General features: G+C 34.4%; 25 protein-coding genes. 13 read left to right on the forward strand and 12 right to left on the reverse strand.

Going from position 1 to position 22,151, the window contains the following annotated elements; all coding sequences use genetic code 11:
- The first annotated feature begins 1 nt into the window (after window position 1).
- The 3 genes from mltG to ACQ65V_RS10740 all read left to right on the forward strand — a co-directional run bounded on the left by mltG (window position 2) and on the right by ACQ65V_RS10740 (window position 2,727).
- The gene (mltG, locus tag ACQ65V_RS10730; RefSeq protein ID WP_430467882.1) at window positions 2–1,045 is read left to right on the forward strand and encodes an endolytic transglycosylase MltG; all 1,044 of its coding nucleotides are present in this window, start codon (window positions 2–4) and stop codon (window positions 1,043–1,045) included.
- A 2-nt stretch (window positions 1,046–1,047) separates the two neighbouring features.
- A complete protein-coding gene (locus ACQ65V_RS10735; protein WP_430467883.1) occupies window positions 1,048–1,953 on the forward strand; it encodes a DUF2279 domain-containing protein in 906 nt (301 codons plus the stop codon).
- Window positions 1,954–2,070: 117 nt separating this feature from the next.
- On the forward strand, window positions 2,071–2,727 hold the full coding sequence (locus ACQ65V_RS10740; RefSeq protein ID WP_155087167.1) for a peptidoglycan-binding protein LysM: 657 nt from the start codon (window positions 2,071–2,073) through the stop codon (window positions 2,725–2,727).
- Here the strand turns inward: ACQ65V_RS10740 and ACQ65V_RS10745 are convergent.
- From ACQ65V_RS10745 to dnaA, 4 genes are all read right to left on the reverse strand, one after another.
- Complete coding sequence (locus ACQ65V_RS10745; protein ID WP_155087168.1) at window positions 2,724–3,440, reverse strand: SAM-dependent methyltransferase; 717 nt, start codon at window positions 3,438–3,440, stop codon at window positions 2,724–2,726. The two genes, ACQ65V_RS10740 and ACQ65V_RS10745, sit on opposite strands and share 4 nt — an antisense overlap.
- On the reverse strand, window positions 3,440–4,843 hold the full coding sequence (locus tag ACQ65V_RS10750; protein ID WP_430467884.1) for a PQQ-dependent sugar dehydrogenase: 1,404 nt from the start codon (window positions 4,841–4,843) through the stop codon (window positions 3,440–3,442). The genes ACQ65V_RS10745 and ACQ65V_RS10750 overlap by 1 nt, the downstream gene beginning before the upstream one ends.
- 73 nt (window positions 4,844–4,916) lie before the next feature.
- The gene (locus tag ACQ65V_RS10755) at window positions 4,917–5,372 is read right to left on the reverse strand and encodes a low molecular weight protein-tyrosine-phosphatase (protein ID WP_430467885.1); all 456 of its coding nucleotides are present in this window, start codon (window positions 5,370–5,372) and stop codon (window positions 4,917–4,919) included.
- Window positions 5,373–5,386: 14 nt separating this feature from the next.
- Window positions 5,387–6,814 (reverse strand): chromosomal replication initiator protein DnaA, encoded by a 1,428-nt coding sequence (dnaA, locus tag ACQ65V_RS10760; protein WP_155087171.1) that lies wholly within the window; start codon window positions 6,812–6,814, stop codon window positions 5,387–5,389.
- Window positions 6,815–7,012: 198 nt separating this feature from the next.
- Here dnaA and ACQ65V_RS10765 point away from each other — a divergent pair, with 198 nt between their 5' ends.
- The gene (locus ACQ65V_RS10765) at window positions 7,013–7,420 is read left to right on the forward strand and encodes an acyl-CoA thioesterase (RefSeq protein WP_430467886.1); all 408 of its coding nucleotides are present in this window, start codon (window positions 7,013–7,015) and stop codon (window positions 7,418–7,420) included.
- On the opposite strand, the gene ACQ65V_RS10770 is transcribed toward ACQ65V_RS10765, so the two are convergent.
- On the reverse strand, window positions 7,415–8,023 hold the full coding sequence (locus tag ACQ65V_RS10770) for an IMPACT family protein (protein WP_430467887.1): 609 nt from the start codon (window positions 8,021–8,023) through the stop codon (window positions 7,415–7,417). The two genes, ACQ65V_RS10765 and ACQ65V_RS10770, sit on opposite strands and share 6 nt — an antisense overlap.
- 179 nt (window positions 8,024–8,202) lie before the next feature.
- Here ACQ65V_RS10770 and ACQ65V_RS10775 point away from each other — a divergent pair, with 179 nt between their 5' ends.
- Entirely contained in the window at window positions 8,203–9,798 is a 1,596-nt protein-coding gene (locus ACQ65V_RS10775; protein WP_430467888.1) for an aryl-sulfate sulfotransferase, read from the forward strand.
- Window positions 9,799–9,802: 4 nt separating this feature from the next.
- Here the strand turns inward: ACQ65V_RS10775 and ACQ65V_RS10780 are convergent, their stop codons facing one another.
- The 4 genes from ACQ65V_RS10780 to ACQ65V_RS10795 are packed head-to-tail and all read right to left on the reverse strand — an operon-like array spanning window position 9,803 to window position 12,749.
- Window positions 9,803–10,648, reverse strand: coding sequence for an EamA family transporter (locus tag ACQ65V_RS10780; protein WP_430467889.1), 846 nt, complete (start codon window positions 10,646–10,648; stop codon window positions 9,803–9,805).
- Window positions 10,645–11,256, reverse strand: coding sequence for an HAD family hydrolase (locus ACQ65V_RS10785; RefSeq protein WP_430467890.1), 612 nt, complete (start codon window positions 11,254–11,256; stop codon window positions 10,645–10,647). The genes ACQ65V_RS10780 and ACQ65V_RS10785 overlap by 4 nt, the downstream gene beginning before the upstream one ends.
- Window positions 11,257–11,285: 29 nt before the next feature.
- Window positions 11,286–12,290: a bifunctional diaminohydroxyphosphoribosylaminopyrimidine deaminase/5-amino-6-(5-phosphoribosylamino)uracil reductase RibD gene (gene ribD, locus ACQ65V_RS10790; protein WP_430467891.1), complete on the reverse strand. Its 1,005-nt coding sequence runs from the start codon at window positions 12,288–12,290 to the stop codon at window positions 11,286–11,288.
- Window positions 12,291–12,749, reverse strand: coding sequence for an LEA type 2 family protein (locus tag ACQ65V_RS10795; RefSeq protein ID WP_430467892.1), 459 nt, complete (start codon window positions 12,747–12,749; stop codon window positions 12,291–12,293).
- A 61-nt stretch (window positions 12,750–12,810) separates the two neighbouring features.
- Here ACQ65V_RS10795 and ACQ65V_RS10800 point away from each other — a divergent pair, with 61 nt between their 5' ends.
- From ACQ65V_RS10800 to ACQ65V_RS10825, 6 genes are all read left to right on the forward strand, one after another.
- On the forward strand, window positions 12,811–13,302 hold the full coding sequence (locus ACQ65V_RS10800) for a GNAT family N-acetyltransferase (protein ID WP_430467893.1): 492 nt from the start codon (window positions 12,811–12,813) through the stop codon (window positions 13,300–13,302).
- 2 nt (window positions 13,303–13,304) lie between these two features.
- Window positions 13,305–14,174: a peptide chain release factor N(5)-glutamine methyltransferase gene (gene prmC / locus ACQ65V_RS10805; RefSeq protein WP_430467894.1), complete on the forward strand. Its 870-nt coding sequence runs from the start codon at window positions 13,305–13,307 to the stop codon at window positions 14,172–14,174.
- Between the two features lie 53 nt (window positions 14,175–14,227).
- On the forward strand, window positions 14,228–14,809 hold the full coding sequence (locus ACQ65V_RS10810; protein WP_430467895.1) for a TIGR00730 family Rossman fold protein: 582 nt from the start codon (window positions 14,228–14,230) through the stop codon (window positions 14,807–14,809).
- Window positions 14,810–14,856: 47 nt separating this feature from the next.
- A complete protein-coding gene (locus ACQ65V_RS10815) occupies window positions 14,857–15,720 on the forward strand; it encodes a hypothetical protein (protein ID WP_430467896.1) in 864 nt (287 codons plus the stop codon).
- A 5-nt stretch (window positions 15,721–15,725) separates the two neighbouring features.
- Window positions 15,726–17,720 (forward strand): NAD-dependent DNA ligase LigA, encoded by a 1,995-nt coding sequence (ligA, locus tag ACQ65V_RS10820; RefSeq protein WP_430467897.1) that lies wholly within the window; start codon window positions 15,726–15,728, stop codon window positions 17,718–17,720.
- Between the two features lie 100 nt (window positions 17,721–17,820).
- Complete coding sequence (locus ACQ65V_RS10825) at window positions 17,821–18,558, forward strand: hypothetical protein (RefSeq protein ID WP_430467898.1); 738 nt, start codon at window positions 17,821–17,823, stop codon at window positions 18,556–18,558.
- Here ACQ65V_RS10825 and ACQ65V_RS10830 read toward each other — a convergent pair.
- Genes ACQ65V_RS10830 through ACQ65V_RS10840 form a run of 3 tightly spaced genes read right to left on the reverse strand, consistent with a single transcriptional unit; the run spans window position 18,547 to window position 20,674 of the window.
- On the reverse strand, window positions 18,547–18,939 hold the full coding sequence (locus ACQ65V_RS10830; RefSeq protein ID WP_430467899.1) for a DoxX family membrane protein: 393 nt from the start codon (window positions 18,937–18,939) through the stop codon (window positions 18,547–18,549). The genes ACQ65V_RS10825 and ACQ65V_RS10830 overlap by 12 nt on opposite strands.
- Window positions 18,940–18,998: 59 nt before the next feature.
- Window positions 18,999–19,910, reverse strand: a complete 912-nt coding sequence (locus ACQ65V_RS10835; protein WP_273292591.1) for a bifunctional metallophosphatase/5'-nucleotidase — start codon at window positions 19,908–19,910, stop codon at window positions 18,999–19,001.
- 2 nt (window positions 19,911–19,912) lie between these two features.
- Window positions 19,913–20,674, reverse strand: a complete 762-nt coding sequence (locus tag ACQ65V_RS10840) for a 5'-nucleotidase C-terminal domain-containing protein (protein WP_155087185.1) — start codon at window positions 20,672–20,674, stop codon at window positions 19,913–19,915.
- Between the two features lie 71 nt (window positions 20,675–20,745).
- Between ACQ65V_RS10840 and ACQ65V_RS10845 the strand changes: the two genes are divergently transcribed.
- Together ACQ65V_RS10845 and dapA are read left to right on the forward strand one after the other, a co-directional pair.
- Window positions 20,746–21,264: a DUF6913 domain-containing protein gene (locus ACQ65V_RS10845; RefSeq protein ID WP_155087186.1), complete on the forward strand. Its 519-nt coding sequence runs from the start codon at window positions 20,746–20,748 to the stop codon at window positions 21,262–21,264.
- Window positions 21,264–22,148, forward strand: coding sequence for a 4-hydroxy-tetrahydrodipicolinate synthase (gene dapA / locus ACQ65V_RS10850; protein ID WP_430467900.1), 885 nt, complete (start codon window positions 21,264–21,266; stop codon window positions 22,146–22,148). The genes ACQ65V_RS10845 and dapA overlap by 1 nt, the downstream gene beginning before the upstream one ends.
- Window positions 22,149–22,151: the final 3 nt, after the last annotated feature.

Below are 22,151 nucleotides of genomic sequence, written 5' to 3' on the forward strand. Positions count from 1 at the left end.
CATGTATATAAAAAAGATACTATGGGCAATAGCCTTAATCGGTTTGGTGATTTTTGCAGTCATTGCCTATTATATTTATGGAGCAATGTTTCAGCCCAATACCGCTTTTAACAATGAAACTGCCTATATCTATGTACCTACCAATGCAAGATATTCTGAAGTAAGAGAGCAATTAGAACCTTTGTTAGATGATATCGAAACGTTTGATGCTTTGGCGCGTCAAAAAAAATACACTTCAAATATAAAGGCTGGGCGTTTTGCGATTGAAAAAGGAATGAATAATAACGAAATTATTAATTCAATTAGAAGTAAAAACCTACCTCTTAAAATAGCATTCAACAATCAGAACAGTTTAGAAGATTTAGCGGGAAGAATCAGCACACAGATTGAAGCCGATAGTTTGTCGTTAATCAATGCTATGACAGACGAGGATTTTTTAAGAGAAAATGGATTTACACGAGCTACAGCATTGGGCATGTATTTACCAAATAGTTATGAATTCTTTTGGAATACCTCTGCAAAAAATTTCAGGGATAAGATGCTAAAAGAATACAACCGATTTTGGAACGACAATAGAAAATCTAAAGCTGAAGAATTAAACCTTACACCCAATGAAGTTATAACCTTGGCCTCTATTGTACATGAGGAATCTAAACAAGCTGACGAACAGCCAAGAGTAGCGGGAGTGTATCTCAACCGATTACGAATAGGCATGGCGCTACAGGCAGACCCAACTCTAAAATTTGCAGCTTATCAATTACCACAATATAAAAACACCATTATTAGACGTGTGTTGAATATTCATAAAGAAATTGATTCACCTTATAATACCTATAAAAATAGAGGTTTACCACCAGGACCTATTGCCATGCCAGATTTATCTGCGATAAAGGCAGTTTTAAATCCTGAAAAGCATAGTTACCTTTATTTTGCGGCAGATGCCAAGCGTATTGGTTACCATAAGTTTGCTAAAACTTTGGCTCAGCATAACAATAATGCGAGGGAATACCAAAGGTATTTATCGTCACAAGGTATCAATAGATAAGTTTGAAATGGGCAAAATTCCATATCATTTTTATATGTTGCGTTTCAGGTTCACTCTTTTCACAATCTAAACTCAATCAATTTCTAAAGCCAAGTGATACTTTAAACAAGCCAAGACGCAATGCTGTTATCATTTCTGAAAGTTCTTTGGCGACTTTAGCTCTCATAGGCTTAGACCAATTGTGGTATGCAGATTATCCTCGTTCTAGCTTTAAAACCATTAATGACAGTGGCGAATGGTTGCAGATGGACAAATTTGGTCATGTGTTTTCATCATATCAATTAGGCAGAATAGGGGCTAATACACTCAATTGGGCTGGTATTAGCAAAAAAGATCAGTTGTTATTTGGTTCAACTTTAGGTTTGGGTTTTTTAACAGCGGTAGAGGTTATGGATGGCTTTTCTGAAGAATGGGGTTTTTCATGGACGGATATGGCTGCAAATGTTACTGGTACTGGGCTTTACGTTGGACAAGAATTACTTTGGAAGGAACAAAGGATACTATTAAAATATTCATTCCATCGTACGGATTTTGCCAAACAACGACCAGATAAATTAGGTAATGGTTTGTTTGAAGAATTTTTAAAAGACTATAATGGTCAGACTTATTGGTTGAGTGCCAATCTCAATTCCTTTTTTAAAACAGATTATATTCCAAATTGGTTAAATTTAGCTTTTGGTTATGGCGCAGATGGAATGTTAACCGGTGATCCTAATGATCCTTTGTTTTTAAACCAAAATAGAACACGTCAATACTACCTGAGTTTAGATATAGACCTAACCCGAATTAAGACAAATTCCAACGTCTTAAAAACCATTTTCGACGTTTTTAACGTAATTAAGATTCCTTTTCCAGCAATTGAGTTAAATAGTGAAGGTCGCCTAAAGATGTATTATTTCTACTTTTAACAAGTATTAATAACTGTTAATCGGTTGATTTTCAGTATTTAAATAAATGTCGTATATTTGCACGCGAATTTAGTAAGACCTTTTGGGGAAAGTTTTGCTAGTTTAAAATTAGCTGTTATGACAAAGAATAGCATTAAAAAATTTTTATTACCATTTGCAATTTGTTTATTAGTTGCAATGGGATTATATCCAGATTCTACTCTTAATACAGAGTTGTATTCTACAGAAGGGTTAGAGCTAGATTATAATATTTCTGCAGAATTGGCAATGGCAGATTTTTCAAAGGAATCTAAGTCAAATATATTCTCACCTCACTTGGGTAAATCTTTTGAAGGCTTTAAAGAAGCATTGGCTTTTAAAGAGTCTAGAGGTAATTACTTTACAGTAAATACATTAGGTTATTTGGGTAAGTATCAGTTTGGTTCCGAAACGTTGAAACTTATTGGAATCTACAACCCAAATCAATTTTTATACAATCCAGAATTGCAAGAAAAAGCATTTATTGCTAATGCGGCGCGTAATAAATGGATTTTAAGAAAAGATATTAAGCGTTTTGATGGAAAATTTATTGCTGGTGTAAAAGTGACCGAATCTGGTATTTTGGCTGCTGCTCATCTTGCAGGACCAGGTAGTGTTAAAAAGTTTCTTAGAAGCTATGGTGGCAATAATGTTGCTGATGCCTATGGTTCAACCCTTAAATACTATATGAAAAAGTTTTCTGGTTACGATACTTCTATAATTAAGCCAAATAAAAAAGCTAAAGCCAGACTTTAATCTTTTTGTATAATAAAAATAGCTGGTCTCTTATGTAGATCTTCTTTGTTGTGTTTCCAATCTTTGGCAGACATTGTCTTTATAAATTCAGTAGGTAGGGTTAAATCGCAAGCAACGCAAACTCTGGTTTGAGGTTGAAGTACACTAGACAAATCATCAAGCATTTTCATGTTTCTGTATGGTGTCTCAATGAAAATCTGTGCTTGATTATGTTCGGATGATAATCGTTCTAAAGATTTTAGTTTAGACTTCCGCTCACCTTTATCTATTGGTAAATACCCATTAAAACAAAAACTTTGACCATTCATCCCAGAAGCCATAAGTGCCATTATAATTGAAGACGGACCAACTAAAGGCACCACTCTTATATTCATTTGATGTGCCAAACTTACAATGTCAGACCCAGGATCTGCAATGGCAGGACAACCAGCTTCGGAGAGCAGCCCTATGGACTCACCATCTAAACATGGATTTAAAAAAGTGTTGCGCTCAGCTTCCGTAGTGTATTTATTGAGTATGCTTAGTTTTAATTTAGGCTGGGATTTACCTGGTGATATACGTTTTATAAAACGCCTTGCTGTTTTTTCATTTTCTACGATGTAGTAATCTATATCTTCGATTACTTTTTTTATTGAAATAGGTAACACCTCTAGTGGCGGATTGTCACCTAAACGTGTTGGAATGAGATATAGCTTACCAACTGTCTTACTCATTACTGTATAACAAGTTTATGGGTTATTTGTTCTCCGTTCTCAGCACGGATTTGCAATAAATATAGACCTTGCGACAATTGCGATGTGTTGATTTTTTGAACCGCATCAGAACTTTTATTTTTACTATTTATAATCTTACCTTGCAAATCAAAGATTGTCATTTCACTTTTTATGGTAGCATTCACTGATGAAAAATCAATCGTGATCTCATTTTCTGCCGGGTTGGGATAAACAGCAACATTGTTCAAATCAAAATCTTCCGTGCTAAGTGAGTTATCCACCAGTTTACTAATGTCCCCTCCAAGAGAGCATATATAAAGTTCTCCATTGATGTCTTCCCCAAAAGCGACCAAACTTCCTGAAAACCCTTCAAAAGTTGAGTTCCATGTTCCGTTTTCAAATTCTATATAACCTATTTCTTGGGTGCAAACATCTGCGAAGAAATACAATCCATTAAAACCAGGAAATTCTGATCCTCTGTATCTGTATCCTCCGGTAATTGAGCACCTACCGCCAGAATGTGCATATTCGGCTACAGGAAATGTTAAAGAGCTCATAGGTGGACAACCAGATGTGTTGTAGGTGTTATTGCCTTCATAACATCTCCAGCCATAATTGAGGCCTGCTGAAGTTGATGGAGCATTGTTTATTTCTTCCCTTGCGCTTTGCCCTACATCAGCAATCCATATATCGTCATTCAGACGGTCAAAGGAAAATTTCCATGGGTTACGTAACCCATAGGCCCATATTTCTCCTCTAGCACCAGCAGTACCAACAAATGGATTGTCTGTAGGGATTGCGTATGGGTTAGACATAGTTGAATTATTAACGTCTATACGTAATAATTTACCTAGTAAAGTTCCTAAATCTTGACCGTTATCTTGTGGATCGCCTCCAGAACCTCCATCTCCACTTGAAATGTACAGGTAACCATCTGGGCCAAACTGCAATTCACCACCATTATGATTTGTGAATGGTTGTGTATATGTGAGGATTATCAATTCAGAATTAGGATCTGCTTGTGATGGATCCGTACTACTACGGGTAAATCGGGACACCACAGTTTCATTATCAGTCTGTCCAACTACGTCTCTGGTGTAATTAACAAAAAAATAACCGTTTGTGGCATAATTAGGATGAAAGGCCAAACCTAAAAGTCCCTCTTCACTCCCTCCACTTTCTACACGCGCCTCAATATCTAAAAACGGTGTAGTGTTTACAGAACCATCAGCATTAATGATTTTAATGATCCCGTCTTGCTCAGCAGCAAACAATCTATCGTCTCCAGCATGTTTAAGATTAACAGGTCTGTCTAGTCCAGATGCGAATAATTCCAATTCTAAATCTTGCGCATTGCCTAAGGCGAAGCATAGGCAACATATAAGTATGGTAATGTTTTTCATATCATTTTTTTAAGAAAGTTGTGACACTAAGATACAAAAAATAGAGCAGAGGTAAGAATTCCGTTACAGTTGATTATTCTTTTAATTTAGCTGAAAGTATTTTTGAAGTGGCTTCTAAAAGATCAAAAACATACTCAAAATCGCTTATGTCTCCATAATAAGGATCAGGAACATTTTTATCGGAAACTGAATTATTCTCCTCTAGGAACAGTTTCACCTTACCAATGTCATCATTATTTCTGGCGAGACTGATAATGTTGTTATAATTAGAAGCGTCCATAGCGTAAATATAATCGAAGGTATCAAAATCTGAAACCCTAAATTGCCTTGCACTCTGTCCACTTATGTCAACGCCATGTGTTTTGGCAACCTTGATTGAGCGATGATCTGGGCTATTGCCTATGTGATATGCTGCCGTGCCAGCTGAATCAACATAAAAACTGTCTTTAGGAAGCTTTGATTCTACGATACCATGTGCTAAGGGCGACCGACATATATTGCCGAGACACACCACAAGTATACGAGTCATTATTCTATTTGGGTTTAGAGCGCTAATTTTTTAGCCAAATCTTCAACATACTTTCTAAATTGTTTGTCAGTTGAAGATAAGTTATCTACTGTTTTGCAGGCATGAAGTACTGTAGCGTGGTCGCGCTGACCAATTTGTGAGCCTATACTAGCCAATGAGGCTTTAGTATATTTCTTAGCAAAGAACATCGCTAATTGACGAGCCTGTACGATGTGACGTTTACGTGTTTTAGATTGCAAAGTACTTACGTCCATTTGGAAGTAATCAGAAACTACTTTCTGAATATAATCTATGGACACTTCGCGTTTGGTGTTTTTTACAAACTTCTCTACGATATCCTTGGCAAGGTTTATTGTAATTTCCTTTTTGTTGAAAGAAGATTGCGCAATCAATGAAATGATAGCGCCTTCAAGCTCTCTTACGTTGGTTTTGATGTGCTTCGCAACATACTCAACAATTTCTTCTGGCATTTCCACACCATCCCGATAAAGTTTGTTTTTAAGAATAGAAACTCTAGTCTCAAAATCTGGTGTTTGTAATTCGGCAGAAAGTCCCCATTTAAAACGAGATAATAAGCGCTGCTCAATATCCTGCATATCCACAGGTGCTTTATCACTAGTTAAAACAACTTGCTTTCCATTTTGGTGTAAGTGATTGAAGATATGGAAGAACACATCTTGGGTACCAGTTTTACCAGATAAGAATTGTACGTCATCAATTATGAGCACATCTATAATTTGATAGAAATGGATAAAATCATTTCTATTATTCTTTTTTACTGAATCTATATATTGTTGTGTGAATTTCTCAGCAGAAATATATAGAACCGTTTTCTCAGGATATTTGTCCTTGATGTCCACGCCAATAGCATGCGCTAAATGTGTTTTTCCTAAACCGACACCACCAAAAATTAACAACGGGTTAAAAGAAGTGCCTCCTGGTTTGTTGGCTACTGCAATTCCTGCATTTCTTGCCAAACGATTAGAATCTCCTTCTAGGAAATTTTCAAACGTATAACTAGGATTTAATTGAGATTCAATTTTTACATTTCTAATTCCAGGAATTACGAAAGGGTTTTTTAACTCAGGACTTTTGTTATCAAAAGGGACATCAACATCTTGAGATTTTACAGCACTTCTGTTTGAGCTAGGGATCTTTTCTGTAAACGGTTGCTTGTTGCCATAAGTGTTTTCCATCTTTATGACGTAAACCAGTTTTGCGTCTTCACCTAGTTCTTTAGTAAGCGATACTTTTAAAATTTTAACGTAATGTTCTTCTAACCATTCGTAGAAAAATTTACTAGGGACTTGAATGCTCAACGCATTTCCAGAAAGTTTTACAGCTTGTATAGGTTCAAACCACGTTTTATAAGCTTGTGGTTGTATATTATCTTTTATAAAGGCGAGACAATTACTCCATACAGATTCCGCTGTGATCTCCATTCGTTAAGTTAAATTATTTGTTGTTAGTTAGATTAGCAAAAAAAAAGAGAACTAGGATTCTCTTGCAGTTTTGAACACGACAAATATGTGAACAAAATTCTTAAAAAAAAAATCAATATCTGTTGAATTTTAAGAAATTTTTCCTCATGTTTAAAACATTTGAAAATTACAAATTTTTTCCTAAACACAAGCATATAATTGAATTTTAACGAAACAAGTATTAGAGTGCGCTATGGCGAGACAGACCAGATGGGTGTTGTATATCATGCCAATTACGCTGTTTATTTTGAAGTGGGTAGAACCGAGTGGTTACGGCAATTTGGGCTGAGTTACAGTGGCATGGAGGCTGATGGTATTATGTTGCCTGTAATTTCACTATCTATAAATTACAAAAATTCAGCACGTTATGACGACATGCTTAAAGTAAAAACTAAGTTAAAAAAAATGCCTTCGGCCTCAATAGAATTTGAGTATGAATTAAGAAGTGAATCTGATGAATTACTGGCAACTGGATCTACTATATTGGCGTTTATAGATATGAAACGAAACCGACCGACGCGTTGTCCAAAATATCTTTTAGACAAACTGCAAAATTATTCGTTATAATTCACGTATCTCTACGCCAAAAAACTGATTAAAAAGTTCAAAAACCTTTAAACTGTCATTTTTTCTGACAGATATTTCCAACAAACAGCTAAGCTCTAAATTCTGCTTGTTTATTTCAACTTGATTTTCTTTTATCAACCGCATTACTTTACTAAGATTTTTATACTCAAATTTTAACTGATAAGTTGTCTTAATAGTTTTTTGAATAATTTTTGCAGAGTCTAATGCCAATTGCGCCCCTGTTCTGTAAGCATTTATTAAACCACCAACACCAAGTTTTACTCCTCCATAATATCTTATTACTACTATAAGAATATTGGTAACATTAAATGATTGTATTTGACCGTAAATTGGCATACCAGCTGAGTTATTTGGTTCACCATCGTCATTTGTCCTGTATTTTACCGTTTCAGTGCCTATTTGATACGCGTAGCACCAATGTCTAGCTGCATAGTGCTCTTTTTTTAAGTTTTCAAGGTGAGATTTTACCTGGTCTTCACTACTAACGGGAAAAGCAAACCCAAGGAACTTACTGTTTCTGTCTTTATAAATGTCTCCCTCAGCAGGTTTTGCTATGGTAAAATATACGTCGTCATTTTGCATAAAAGTATTGCGAATATAATAATTGAATAAAAGAAAAACATATGTGAGCTATAATTATATATAATAATATCCTTGTTAGGAAATTGTGATGTCAGCGTCTAAGAAAACATGCATCTTATAATTAGGCCAGAGTTTTCAATTCTTATAAAGGTTAGTTATATTTGTTTAAAAAGCGCCCTATGAAAAAGATTACTTTTGTAGCCCTATTGATTGGGCTTGTTCAACTTGCATATACGCAGGAGACTGTTGGATTAGTGTTTGATGACGTTAATCTAGAAAAATCAAATGGTTATACATTATTTAATGCACTTTCTGATGATAGAGTGTTTCTCATAAATAATTGTGGTGAAGCTGTAAAACAATGGGATTTCTCAGGCCAAATAAGTACTAATTTTTATATTCTAGAAAATGGGAATATCCTGCAGTCTAATAGATTTAATGCAGATATAAGAGATTGGAATAACAATATTCTGTGGAGTATTGATTTTTTTAATGATTTAGGTTTTAGTATCCATCATGATATTGAGCCCTTACCAAATGGGAACTTTCTAGTATTAGTTAGAGATACTTATACGAATGCAGAAATGATAGCACAGGGTAAGGACACATCTTTTCAGGAAGCTATTTTTGCATTGGATAAAATTGTGGAAATACAACCCGTTGGCACCAACTCGGCCAACATAGTGTGGGAGTGGAAGTTTTTCGATCACATGGTGCAAGAGTTTGATAGTAGCAAACCTAATTTCGGCTCTGTTGCCAATAACCCACAACTGTTACATATGGATTATGATAATAATAATCCTGTTGATTATACACATACCAATTCGGTAGATTATAACGAAGACTTGGATCAAATCATTATTTCTGCAAGACATACTCACGAAATTTATATAATTGACCATAGTACAACAACTGCAGAAGCGGCATCTCATTCTGGTGGTATATATGGCATGGGTGGTGACTTTCTTTGGAGATGGGGAAATCCTGAAGTATATGATAAAGGTACTATAAACGATCGTAAACTAGGCAGTCAGCATGATGCTAAATGGATTCCTGATGGACCACATGAAGGCAAAATCTCGGCATTTAGTAATGATGGCTATGGCACTGATTTAACCGCTTCGTCTATTCATATCATTGATCAAAATGACACTAATGGTGTATATAGTCTTTCGGCAGGAGAGTTTTTGCCAAACGACTACTTCTGGTCTTATGATGGTACAATAATGGGTGAAGTAATGCAAGGCTCATCGCGTTGTGGTATGCAAATTATGTCTAATGGGAATGCGCTTATCAATGAAACCGACAAGGGCAGGATTTCTGAAGTTGATGGTTCTGGTAATGTAGTCTGGGTATATATAATTCCAATTGCAGATGGATCTAATATAAATCAATTTGAGGACCCAGATGGAAATAGTGCGTTTAGAGCACATCGCTACCCTGAAAATTATGTTGGCTTTACAGGCTTAAGCTTTAATAATACAGGTATCATAGAGAATGTGAATTCTATTTCTGAGAATTGCAGCAATCTTCTGTCAGTTGAAGACTCCTATTTCAACGACTTAAGCGTTTACCCTAATCCAACAAATGGCATACTGCATTTTGATTTCAGTAAACCTCTAGACCAAATAGAAGTTTACAGTATTACCGGTAAGATGGTATTGGGCAAAACGAATTCCGACTTTATTAATTTAGAAAGTCTAGCCAAAGGAATGTATATGGTTAAAATTTCTACAGATAGTAATTCTGAATTTATCAAAGTGCTTAAAAATTAAGCGGTTAAAGTGTTACTAAACCTATTGAAACTAAGGCAAGTATAATCCCTAACCAATTTTTTACGGATATATGTTCTTTAAAAAGAAAAAGGCCTATTAAAGTTGAAATAGCAACAATGGCCACATTGTTGATTGTAAAAACAGAGGAACTCTCAAACCCATCGACGCGCAATGCTTTTAAGATGTAATGCATGGAAGCGTAGTTTACAATACCTAGAATAATACCAAAGGGTATGCTTTTTAATTTAAAATGGTCTTTTGCTACTATAGATTTGTAGCTTAAAATTATAATGCCGATAATACCAGCTATCCCAAAAATTATAGCTAAAAATAAGGCTTTATTCCCATCTGGTGCAAAGTGATTTACACTAGTGTCAATGATTCCAGAACCTAAAAACAATATAATAGGTAAATAGATGGATTTGGTTAAAACCACATCTGACTTTGGTTTAATTGAAGTTAATAATACAGCTATTAGTGCTAGAATTATTCCAATCAATTTTTGTAAACCAGTACTTTCGTTGTAAATAACAAGTCCGAATAATACTGGGATTATAACACTCATCTTACTTGCAACTGAAGCTACTGAGAGTCCGTTTTTTTGTGCGGTAAGCGCCAAAACATTGAATATTGCGATAAACATAAACCCTAATGCGATTGCTACAATAAACCAATCTGCATTGATAATATTTAGATTTATTGTTTCATCATACAGAGCTATGCCAGTTGTAAAAGCTATAACATAGTTTACAACAATAACTTGCAATGTGTTAACATTGTATTTGCTTAGAATTTTGAATACAACAAATATTGCAGTAGAGGATAAGATGCTAAGGATTAAGTAAATCAAAAGAGGTCTTTTTTTATTTCAAATAAGTTGGCTATATCTTCTTTGGTTTCATTTATATTCCAAATGTTAAATCCCATTGATGCTGCTGTCTCGGTATTTTCTTTTGTGTCATCTATAAATAGACATTCAGTAGGATTAAGATTATTTTCTTTCATAACAAACTCAAATATATCTGCATTGGGTTTTCTTAGGTGTATTTCTTGCGAAAGATAAAACTTATGAAAACAGCTTTTAAAATCTTCATAGAACTTTACATTTGATTTAATAAAATCAATATGCATATCATTGGTGTTGCTCAATAGTATAAGCTTGTAATTGCCACTTTGAGCCAAATCTCTCACAAAATCCAAGCGATGTTTCGGGAAATCCTTTAGGATATAATTCCACGCTTCTATGATTTGATTCTCGTTTAAATGCGGAAATTTTTTCAAGTAAAAGGCAATAAAATCTGTGGTGGAAATTTTTCCAATTTCATAATGAATATTTGCAGAAAGCATGTCGTCTTCAAAAGTTTTCAACCCAAAAAGCTCTAATGCATTTTGCATTGCACCTTGCTTGTCTAGGTTGATGAACACATCACCAAAATCAAAAATCAACGTTTTTATCATATTCATTTTCCGTGTAAACGGAAGTCTCATTATCTGTTCAAAAAAATTTTTAGTGCGTCTTTATTAATTCTGGATTCCGAAATGAGTTTTCCTGTAAATAGCGGAGCTTTAACACCTTCTTTAAACTCAATATTTCCGGTAAAAACACGTGCTTCGTCCCATAGGTTTTCAGCGATAAAAGTTTGAAGCGTTTTTAAACCACCTTCAATAATTACAGAATTAATGTTCTCTCCATGTAAAAGATTGCAAATCTGTTGAGCTATTGGTTTTTCAAAATCAATAAGATTGTTCGTTATTCTAATGGTTTTTACTTTATCGGCAAACACATTAAAATCAGAATGTAGTTTCTCATCTTTATCTAAAACAATTCTAATAGGATTTGACCCTTTCCAATCCCTAACAGTTAAGCTTGGGTTATCTTCAATCACAGTATTTGTGCCAACTAAGATAGCTTGTTCTTCTGCACGCCATTTATGGACTAACTGCCTAGAATACGGGTTGGTAATCCAAACTGGTTTCTTTTCATTTTTTGTTTTTGGTGCGATAAAACCATCACGTGTTTCAGCCCACTTTAAGATAATATAAGGACGCTTTTTGTTATGAAAGGTAAAGAATCGCTTATGATGCGCTTTACATTCCGCTTCCATAACACCAACGGTTACTTTACAACCTGATGCTTTAAGTTTTTCAACACCTTTACCAGCAACTTCTGGGTTGTCATCAATGCAGCCAATGACTGCGGCTGGAATTTTATGGGTAATGATTAAGTCACTACAAGGAGGTGTTTTACCGTAATGACTGCAAGGTTCTAACGTTACATAGATGGTGCTATTGCTCAATAGCGATTTGTCTTTTACCGAGTTAATGGCGTTTACTTCAGCATGGTTGCCGCCATACGGACTTGTAAAACCTTCACCAATAATAGTATCATTGTAAACAATTACAGCACCAACCGCAGGATTAGGTCTCGTGGTGCCCAATCCGTTTTTTGCGAGTTGTAAACAGCGATTTATATAGTATTCGTGACTGTGCAATTAAAGTTTAATTTTTACATTTTGAGTTTCATCGACGTTATATGTGGAAGAATAACCAAATACTTTATACTTTATTTCTCCTTTATACTGTACTTCTAGTTTTTGGGATATTAAACTGCCCAATAAACCTCCTAGACTTTTTTTATCAATAATGCTGTCTGTATCAACAGCAACAGTAAGCGGAATTTTAAAGTTGTTTTTAGAAGGAACATCAAATGATTCCGAAACAATATTTGCGACTTCCGTATCGTTAATAAAAACTTTTAAATCATCGGTTTTTAGTGTGCCACCAACGTCATTCGGGTTAATGAACAAAGCATCTGCACTGAGTGTAATTTTATTAATGTTAGAATCAACAACTTCTATATTTTCCAGTCCTAAAAACTCAGGCTGCTTATTTACAGTACAGTTAAAAACCAGTGAACAAAACAGCGAAATCAATAAAATTCTTTTAAGCATAAAACGGTAATTATAACTATCTTCATACCGAAAAAAAGTCAGTATAAATTTCATAAATTAAGTGAGTAAAGATACTATTGTTATTCGAGAAATAGAACAAAAGGACGACCCTAAAATAGCTAAGGCCATTCGGTCTGTGTTAATCGAATTTGGTGTACCTAAAGTAGGTACAGCTTATGAGGATAAAGCATTGGATTGTATGACTGAAACTTACAGTAAGCCTCGAAAAGCGTATTTTGTGGTTGAAAAAGGAAACACCATTATTGGTGGCGCCGGAATTTCTCCTTTAGACAATTACGATGGCAACGTATGCGAATTGCAGAAAATGTACTTTATGCCAGAAGCTAGAGGTAAAGGTTTGGGTAGTAAAATGATGGAAAAATGTTTGGCTTTTGCAAAACAAGCTGGTTTCGATCAATGCTATCTAGAAACCATGCCATATATGGACGATGCCAGAAAACTGTACAGAAAGGTTGGTTTTGAGAGCATTGACAAACCTATGGGAGATACAGGTCATTACTCTTGTTCCGTCTGGATGCTTAAAGATTTATAGTATTGAAAGCACTCGACCTTAAACATATCTTCCACAAGGAGTTAGATGCCATCTATGGTAAAAATGAAGTTGAAAGTTTCTTCTTTCTATGTACCGAACACTATCTTAATGTTCCTAGAATACAATTGACTTTAGAGCCAGAATTCACATTCACTAAGCCTGAAACAAACACCTTTTTTAATGTTCTCGAAGAATTAAAACAACAAAAACCAATTCAATACATTTTAGGAGAAACAGAGTTTTATGGTTTAAATTTTAAAGTAAATGAACATGTACTTATTCCACGCCCAGAAACGGAAGAATTGGTTGATTGGATTGTTAAGTGTCATTCTGAGCGAAGCGAAGAATCTCAAATAAAAATATTAGATATAGGTACAGGTTCTGGCTGCATAGCCATTAGTTTGGCAAAGAATTTACCACATGCAAAAGTTTATGCTTTAGATGTAAGTAAAGAAGCATTAGCAATAGCCAGGAAAAATGCCGAAATCAATAAAGTTGACATTGAGTTTATTAAAGCAGACATATTAAACGAAATGTCTTGGAATTTAGAGTTTAAAAACTTGGAATTTGACACGATAGTGTCCAATCCACCATACGTTAGAAACCTAGAAAAGATAGAAATAAAACCCAATGTATTAGACAACGAACCACATTTGGCGTTGTTTGTTGAGGATGAGAATCCCCTTCAATTTTATAAAGCAATCACAAAGTTTGCTGTTGAAAACTTAAAGCCAAAAGGTCAATTATTTTTTGAAATTAACCAGTATCTTGGCGATGAAACTAAGCAATTGTTAATAGATTCAGGTTTGTGTGAAGTAGAATTGAAAAAGGACTTGAACGGCAACGATAGAATGTTAAAAGGAATAAAATAACAAGAAAATTAAAAGCAACAGTTTCCTTCCATTGGAAGGATTAAGGAAGGCCTATGAATAGTATATCAGTATTTTGTGGAAGTAGCGAAGGAAACGACCAAAAAATTATTTCAACAGCCTATCAGCTCGGTAAAACTTTAGCAGATAGAAATATAGCATTGGTTTATGGTGCCGCAAAGATTGGTATAATGGGTAAAGTGGCTCAGGGGACCATTGATAATAATGGAAAAACGATTGGTGTTATCCCTCATTTTTTAAAAACCAAAGAAATTGTTCATACACAGCTTACCGAACTGATTACTACGGACAACATGCACGACAGAAAAGTAATCATGTATGATAAAAGTGACGGTTTTATTATTATTCCAGGTGGCTTTGGTACTATGGATGAGTTTTTTGAAATCACAACATGGGGACAATTGGGTTTGCATACTAAACCCATCGGAATTTTAAATATCAATGGTTACTATGATGCGTTAATAAGCCAATGCAAAACCATGGTGGAACGTGGATTTTTAAAACAAGAAAATCTAGATGCAGTAGTCATTGATGATACTATCGATGGTTTACTGGAAAAAATGAATAACTACGTGCCATTACCAGCACCAAAATGGTTGAATAAAGATAGACTCTAAATGAAAATATAACAAAAACAAAAACCCAGATAAAACTTTTACCTACAATGAGACTAATAAAACCTAAACAGATCTCTGGAGAAATAATGACTTTATTGGATGAAGCCGATAAAGAAGTCATTATAATATCACCTTATATTAAAGTATCGGAATGGAATAAATTACTTAATACATTTAAAAATCTTCAGAATAGAAAAGTTGATTTAAAAATTTTTTATCGCGAAAATGAAAGTCAGACTTTCAATGAAGTAAAAAAATTAGGAATAAAGGCTTATCCAATTAAGAATTTGCATTGTAAGATATATTTAAATGAGAAACAAGGAGTTGTTTCTTCAATGAATCTTTATAAGTATTCAGACGAAAACTCATTAGATATTGCGTATAAAACTGAAAACAAGTTGGAATTTGATGAATTGTTAGACTTTTATAAGCGTTATATAGAGCCAAATTTAATTCATAGAACAGTTTCTTTAACTAAATTTATTACAAAATTAAAGAGACTGCTAAAAAAGGAATTGGATTCAAAATTTGTAGATTTAATTAAGATTGATAACAACCAGGTTAATATCAAAACTTCAAGTAATAATTATTGGTTCGGTTTTGATTCTGAGAATAGAAATAATATTTTTTGGCTTGAAGGCATAATAACATCAACACATTTTGATTATGCAAATCATATTGGAAATGAATTTAAAGAAAATTTTGGTCTTGACGTAGAATTGATTGGTAGTGAAGAATCACGAGGATATAATTATGTTAAATATCAAGAATCAGAAAAAATAATGTCTTCATCCTTAAGTGAAATTTATGAAATTGATTCAGAAAAGTTTCTTCCAATTATAGTTCAGTTCATAGAAAGAACTGAAAGTTTTAGAAATTTATTTGGTCAAATTAAATATCAAACTTGGTAATTTAAATGAGCACAAAACAAAAAATAAACGAATTAAGAGAAGAACTTCGCCAGCACAACTACAATTACTACATTCTCGATAATCCTACGATTACCGATTATGAGTTCGATATTAAGCTAAAGGAGCTTCAGGCTCTAGAGGAAGCGCATCCTGAGTTTTTTGATGCCAACTCACCGACACAGCGTGTAGGAGGTGCAGTGACCAAGAACTTTAATACGGTCGTTCATGATTTTAGAATGTATTCCTTGGATAATTCGTATTCCAAAGAAGATTTATTGGATTGGGAAAAACGCATCAAAAAAATGGTGGATGGCGACGTGCAGTACACTTGCGAGCTTAAATACGATGGAGCGTCAATGAACCTCACATATGAAAATGGTAAGCTGCTGAGAGCAGTAACACGTGGTGATGGAGTACAAGGTGATGAAGTAACGACCAATGTAAAGACCATTAATACAGTACCACTTCAATTAAAGGGTGATTACCCAAAACGATTTGATATTAGAGGAGAAATCATTCTACCTATTGAAGGGTTTTTAAAAATGAACGAGGAACGTATCGCTAATGAAGAGGAACCTTATAGAAACCCAAGAAATACAGCATCAGGAAGTTTAAAATTGCAGGATAGCGCAGAGGTAGCTAAACGACCATTAGAATGTTTGTTATATAGTATAAAAGGAAACAACTTAAATATTTCCACACAGTTTGAAGGGTTGCAAAAGGCTAGGGAATGGGGTTTTAAAGTGCCAAAGGAAGCAAAGTTGGTCAACTCGATTGATGAGGTTTTGGCGTATGTTGAATATTGGGATAAGCATCGCCACGATTTACCATACGAGATAGATGGTGTTGTAGTAAAGGTAAATAGTCTTTATCAACAAGATGAGTTAGGTTATACGGCAAAAGCACCACGTTGGGCAATGGCGTATAAGTTTAAAGCAGAGCAAGTTTCTACAAGACTTAATGAAATAACATATCAAGTTGGCCGTACAGGAGCAATTACTCCAGTTGCCAATCTAGAACCTGTACAATTGGCAGGTACAATTGTTAAGCGAGCATCACTGCATAATGCGGATCAGATTGAAAAGTTGGATATTAGGGAAGGAGATGAGGTGTTTGTGGAAAAAGGCGGTGAAATTATTCCTAAGATCATAGCGGTTGATTTAACCAAGCGACCAGAGAATTCCCAGCCTACAGAGTATATTACTAGTTGTCCAGAATGTGAAACAGAATTGATACGGCCAGAAGGAGAGGCTAAACATTATTGTCCTAATTACAATGGTTGTCCACCTCAAGTTGTGGGACGTATTCAACATTATATATCCAGAAAGGCTATGGATATTGAAGGGCTTGGAGGCGAGACTGTGGCTCTTCTGGTTAAGGAAGGGTTAATTTCTAACTATGCTGATTTATATGAGTTGACCGTTGAAGAAGTGATACCTCTGGAGCGTATGGCAGAAAAAAGTGCTGAAAATTTAGTGAATGGTATTGAAGCTTCTAAGCAAATCCCTTTTGAACGCGTATTGTTTGCCTTGGGTATTCGCTATGTCGGTGAAACGGTTGCCAAAAAATTGGCAAAGCACTATAAATCAATTGATGCACTGATGCATGCTTCAATCCTAGATTTGGTCTCTGTGGATGAGATTGGTGAGCGTATTGCAGAAAGTGTTGTGGAATTCTTTTCGTCTGAAGAAAATAAAATAAATATTGAGCGTTTAAAGTCATTTGGTGTGCAGTTGGAAATTTCAGCGGATAAGTTAGCTAATCAAACCGATAAGTTAAAAGGGTTATCGATTGTGGTTTCTGGTGTTTTTGAAACTGTGTCTAGAAATGAGCTTAAAAAGCTTATAGAAGATAATGGAGGTAAGGTATCCTCGTCTATTTCTTCTAAAACAAGTTATCTGGTGGCAGGAGATAAAATGGGTCCAAGCAAACGTACAAAAGCCGAGAGTTTAAACATACCAATAATCTCAGAACAGGAATTTTTAACTTTATTGAAGTAAATACTTACAAAAAAATATGCATTTCATCGATAAAATGTATTTTTTTATCGTTTATATGTATAATAATTATATATTCGCTTTATAAATAAGGGATTAATTAATGTTTGTAAATAAATTATTAAAAGTAATATTATTGCTTTTAGGTGGTGTCTTCATAATTCTTCAAGGCTTAGCTTATGAAAAAGAGGGTGCTGCGGTAAGTGCGTTTATGCTTGTTTTATTGACCATTCTATATTGTAGATGGACAACTAATAAGTCATTGTTCTTCTTTTGGTTTTTGGTCGCTTTTACGGCTGGGCAACTTTTAAGTTACATCTCTTGGTATGGGCCAGAGATAAAAGTAGGAGAGGTGGATTATTATTATTATGGTGCTAATGTCTTATATATTATATCCTATTTATTCCTAATAGTAAAAATTGCATCGTCATTTAAGTTAAGAGATATATTTAAAGAATTGTCAATACCAATAATGATTCTCTTGCTTTTGGATGTGTTTTGTGTTGTACTGGTTACGGATACGACTAAAGGAGCTCTCACAGGATATGAATATACATTGGAATTTACCTATAATGCAGTGATTATGGCCTTGCTTTCTGTGGCGTTAATTGATTATATGTATAGAGATGATAGAAAATCCATGCTGTTCTTAATAGGATCTATTTTTATTGTGTTTTCTGAAATTATTCAGCTGGCATATTATTATGTGTTAGAAGACAAAAGCTTGATTTTTGTTTACTCATTATTTTTAGTAGTTGCGTTTATATTCTTTTATCTACAGTCGCAATTACAGCTTTCTGAGCCACAACCAAACTATATAGATGAGCAATTAGAAGCTTAGTTTTTTACCGATAATAGGTATGGCTTTTCTTTGGGTGTACAAAATAATTGCGCTAAGAAGAAACGTTGCAATGGCTGTGTAAAATAATGTGCCTCCATCTCCCTGCACTTCAATTCCCAATTTTGTAAGATGCATTACAATAGCGCCACTCATTAAACCTAGAGCCAATAATGCACCAGTCCAAATGGTTTTTGGTATTAAGAGTAAAATACCAGCTATGAGTTCTAATATGCCAATACCTATTCTTCCGTAAGGTTCTAAACCAACAGTTTCAAATATATAAACACTGACGTCATCTGCAGTAAACTTAAAGCGAAGCGTTTGAATTAGAATTATGGCTACAACAATTCGTAGTACTAAAATGATTTTGTCAGATTTCATAATTTCAATGGTTGAATTGAAATCTTAGACGATTCTATTCTTTTAACTTACAAAAGAACTTATACAATTATTGAAGCACCATCTGATTTTACAGGTTCACCTGGTTCAAAATAGAAGTCAATTTTACCTAGGTACAAACCATAAGCACCAACCTGATTTATAAGTACATTTTTACCTGCGCTATTCTTTTCTATAGTTGGTTTTGGTAAGAAGGTGTGTGTGTGACCACCTATTATAAGGTCTATATCTTTTGTAGCTCTCGCTAAGTTCAAATCACTAACCCTCTCTGGTCTATTTCTATAATGATAACCAATATGAGACAAGCAGATTACTAAATCGCATTTTTGTTCTTCCCTTAGAATACGAGACATGTCTTGGGCAACCTCAATTGGATTATGGTAAACCGTTTCCTTATACATATTTTTATCAACAAGACCTTCAAGCTGAACACCTAAACCAAACACTCCTATTTTAATACCGTCTTTTACTAAGATCTTATAGGGTTTTACATGTGTGTCCATTACTGTGTTCGAAAAATCATAATTCGCAGAGACAAATTCAAATTTAGCATGTGGTAGTTGCGCATATAATCCATCTATGCCATTATCAAAATCATGATTACCAATGGTCGCCAAATCGTAATCTAACATGCTCATTAACTTAAATTCTAACTCACCACCATAATAATTAAAGTATGGAGTGCCCTGAAAAATATCACCAGCATCAAGCAAAAGTGTATTAGGATTTTCTTTTCTAATAGATTCTACTAAAGTAGCTCGTCTTGCCACACCACCTTTATTAGCGTTACGCTCATGGTCTGGTCCAAAAGGATCTATATGGCTGTGTACGTCGTTTGTATGAAGTATGGTAATCTTTTTGGTTTCTGGCCCAAAGGATTGCAAACCTAATCCGCCCAAACCTAGTAATGCTGTTGCTGCCGTAGATTGCTGAATAAATTGTCTTCTTTTCATGTTTAATCCTCTAATTTTATAAAGCGATTATCGCGTTTCGGGTTGATCGTATCTTTCTTTTTAAAATAGTCAATAAGTACGTTGCGTATTTTATAATCCAATACGTATAAGCTGTCGTTGGGATGAAAAAACGTCATTCGATCACCACCATTATATAAATAGTCGTTTGTAGCGACATGATATATGGCGTCTTTATCTATAGGTTTTCCATTTAAAGTAGCAGAACTAATTTCAAAATCCTTTCCAAGTTCCAATTGTAGGTGATTAGAAACGGGATGAGCACGCTTGGCTTGTGCTAAATATTGCATCATATCCAAAACTTGTTCTCCTTTCATCGCTACCACTACTACAGAATTTTCAAAGGGCATAACCTCAAAAGCAGTTCTAGTTGTAACATTTCCTTTGGAAATTATAGAACGAATCCCACCATGATTTAAGAGTACTAAATCAATATTTTTTCCTGTACGTTGCTTAAAAACAGGATTGCTTTCTTCAAAAACAGCGTCAGCCATGAGGTTACCAATAGCAGTATTTAGTTCACCGTCAGTTTTAGAATAGGTTTCTGGTGCGTAGGATATTATACTATCTAGGTTCTTATTTACGTTTTCCCTGTAGGGTTTAATAAAATTTTCAATTGCGGTATCCGAAGCGATATCGGCATTGATTTCTATACGTTTACCTTCAATTTTAGAGATGTGCGTTTCGTTATGGCACGAAAAAATGAACAGTAAAATAAACAGTTTAAAAAGATGTTTAATTATCATTGAATAACTTCTATATAGTTAACGGATATTTGCAAGTGCTTTTAGTAAATTTGCACAAAGTCTAAAGATAAATGTTTTTAAAAGCTTTTAAGGAAAAATCGAACCGAAAGTACATTAATAAATTGTTAGATATTCCAAAAGCGGCTGTAAATAACAATAAGGTTAAGACTATCGCGGTTTTGCTTAATGCTAATGAATATGATGATTTTGAGTCGTTTAGACTGTATTTTAAAGAACTGAATTTAACATCTCCAAAGCATAAAGTTGTTGCTTTTGTTAATGATGATAAATATGAATCTAGTCAATGGGAAACGTATTTTAGTCCAAAAGACTTCGGATGGAAAGGCAAATTGAACAATATAGATTTACAGTCTTTTGTTGATGAAGATTATGATGTATTAATCAGTTTTTATAAGCAGGAAAGTTTAGAATTGAATTTAATAACAGCACTTTCAAAAGCAAATTTTAAAGTTGGATTGGCCAGAAATGATGAACGGTTGTACGATTTGATTATAGATCTTAAACCAAAAGAAATAGAAACGTTTAAAAAAGAATTTAAGAAATATCTCAACATTTTAAATAAAATATAATGACCAAATTTATAGGTACAGGAGTAGCATTAATAACACCTTTTAAAGCAGATCTTAGCATAGATTTTGATGCTCTAGAACGATTAGTAGAACATAATATTGAAAACGGTACGGAATACTTGGTAATTAGTGGTACTACAGGAGAAAGTGTTACTATTACAGCAGAGGAGAAAAAGGAATTAACAAAGTTTATCATAAAAGTTAACAACGGAAGGTTGCCGTTGGTCTTAGGCATAGGCGGTAACAATACTAAAACAGTAGTTGATGAAATTAAGACAACAGATTTATCTGGTATTGACGGTATCTTATCTGTATCACCATATTACAGCAAACCAACCCAAGAAGGATTGTATCAACATTTTAAGGCCATTGCTGAAGCAACTTCAAAACCAATCATTTTATATAATGTTCCAGGTAGAACGTCTAAAAACATGGAGCCAGAAACAACTTTACGTTTGGCAAAAGATTTTGACAATATCGTTGCGGTAAAGGAAGCAGGTAATAATGTACATCAGTATTTAGAATTGTTAAGAACGAAACCAGATGATTTTTTGGTAATATCTGGCGATGATGATTTAGCCCTAGGAGTAGCCTTAGCAGGTGGTTCTGGTGTTATATCGGTAATTGGGCAGGCTTTACCTAAAGAGTTTTCAGAAATGATTAGATTGGGAATCGCAGGTAAGGCAAAGGAAGCTTACAAACTTCATTTTGATTTAATGCCAATCACCGGACTTATATTTTCTGAGAACAATCCTTCAGGTGTAAAAGCTGTTTTAGAAGCCTTAAATATATCTAAATCACATGTTCGTTTACCATTAGTGGAAGCGACGGACGGACTAAAGAAAAAAATTACTGATGTCCTTAAAGTTTTAGGCAAAAGTTAAACT

Source organism: Winogradskyella ouciana, from assembly GCF_965284585.1.
Lineage (GTDB): Bacteria > Bacteroidota > Bacteroidia > Flavobacteriales > Flavobacteriaceae > Winogradskyella > Winogradskyella ouciana.

Excerpts from the sequence above, each read along its gene's own strand:
- mltG (WP_430467882.1), top strand. The coding sequence starts at position 2 with ATGTATATAAAAAAGATACTATGGGCAATAGCCTTAATCGGTTTGGTG.
- ACQ65V_RS10810 (WP_430467895.1), top strand. The coding sequence starts at position 14,228 with ATGAATAGTATATCAGTATTTTGTGGAAGTAGCGAAGGAAACGACCAA.
- ACQ65V_RS10755 (WP_430467885.1), bottom strand. The coding sequence starts at position 5,372 with ATGACTCGTATACTTGTGGTGTGTCTCGGCAATATATGTCGGTCGCCC.
- ACQ65V_RS10745 (WP_155087168.1), bottom strand. The coding sequence starts at position 3,440 with ATGAGTAAGACAGTTGGTAAGCTATATCTCATTCCAACACGTTTAGGT.
- ACQ65V_RS10795 (WP_430467892.1), bottom strand. The coding sequence starts at position 12,749 with ATGCTTAAAAGAATTTTATTGATTTCGCTGTTTTGTTCACTGGTTTTT.
- dapA (WP_430467900.1), top strand. The coding sequence starts at position 21,264 with ATGACCAAATTTATAGGTACAGGAGTAGCATTAATAACACCTTTTAAA.
- ACQ65V_RS10775 (WP_430467888.1), top strand. The coding sequence starts at position 8,203 with ATGAAAAAGATTACTTTTGTAGCCCTATTGATTGGGCTTGTTCAACTT.
- ligA (WP_430467897.1), top strand. The coding sequence starts at position 15,726 with ATGAGCACAAAACAAAAAATAAACGAATTAAGAGAAGAACTTCGCCAG.
- ACQ65V_RS10815 (WP_430467896.1), top strand. The coding sequence starts at position 14,857 with ATGAGACTAATAAAACCTAAACAGATCTCTGGAGAAATAATGACTTTA.
- dnaA (WP_155087171.1), bottom strand. The coding sequence starts at position 6,814 with ATGGAGATCACAGCGGAATCTGTATGGAGTAATTGTCTCGCCTTTATA.
- ACQ65V_RS10840 (WP_155087185.1), bottom strand. The coding sequence starts at position 20,674 with ATGATAATTAAACATCTTTTTAAACTGTTTATTTTACTGTTCATTTTT.
- ACQ65V_RS10835 (WP_273292591.1), bottom strand. The coding sequence starts at position 19,910 with ATGAAAAGAAGACAATTTATTCAGCAATCTACGGCAGCAACAGCATTA.
- ACQ65V_RS10770 (WP_430467887.1), bottom strand. The coding sequence starts at position 8,023 with ATGCAAAATGACGACGTATATTTTACCATAGCAAAACCTGCTGAGGGA.
- ACQ65V_RS10750 (WP_430467884.1), bottom strand. The coding sequence starts at position 4,843 with ATGAAAAACATTACCATACTTATATGTTGCCTATGCTTCGCCTTAGGC.
- ACQ65V_RS10845 (WP_155087186.1), top strand. The coding sequence starts at position 20,746 with ATGTTTTTAAAAGCTTTTAAGGAAAAATCGAACCGAAAGTACATTAAT.
- ACQ65V_RS10825 (WP_430467898.1), top strand. The coding sequence starts at position 17,821 with ATGTTTGTAAATAAATTATTAAAAGTAATATTATTGCTTTTAGGTGGT.
- ACQ65V_RS10740 (WP_155087167.1), top strand. The coding sequence starts at position 2,071 with ATGACAAAGAATAGCATTAAAAAATTTTTATTACCATTTGCAATTTGT.
- ACQ65V_RS10830 (WP_430467899.1), bottom strand. The coding sequence starts at position 18,939 with ATGAAATCTGACAAAATCATTTTAGTACTACGAATTGTTGTAGCCATA.
- ACQ65V_RS10785 (WP_430467890.1), bottom strand. The coding sequence starts at position 11,256 with ATGATAAAAACGTTGATTTTTGATTTTGGTGATGTGTTCATCAACCTA.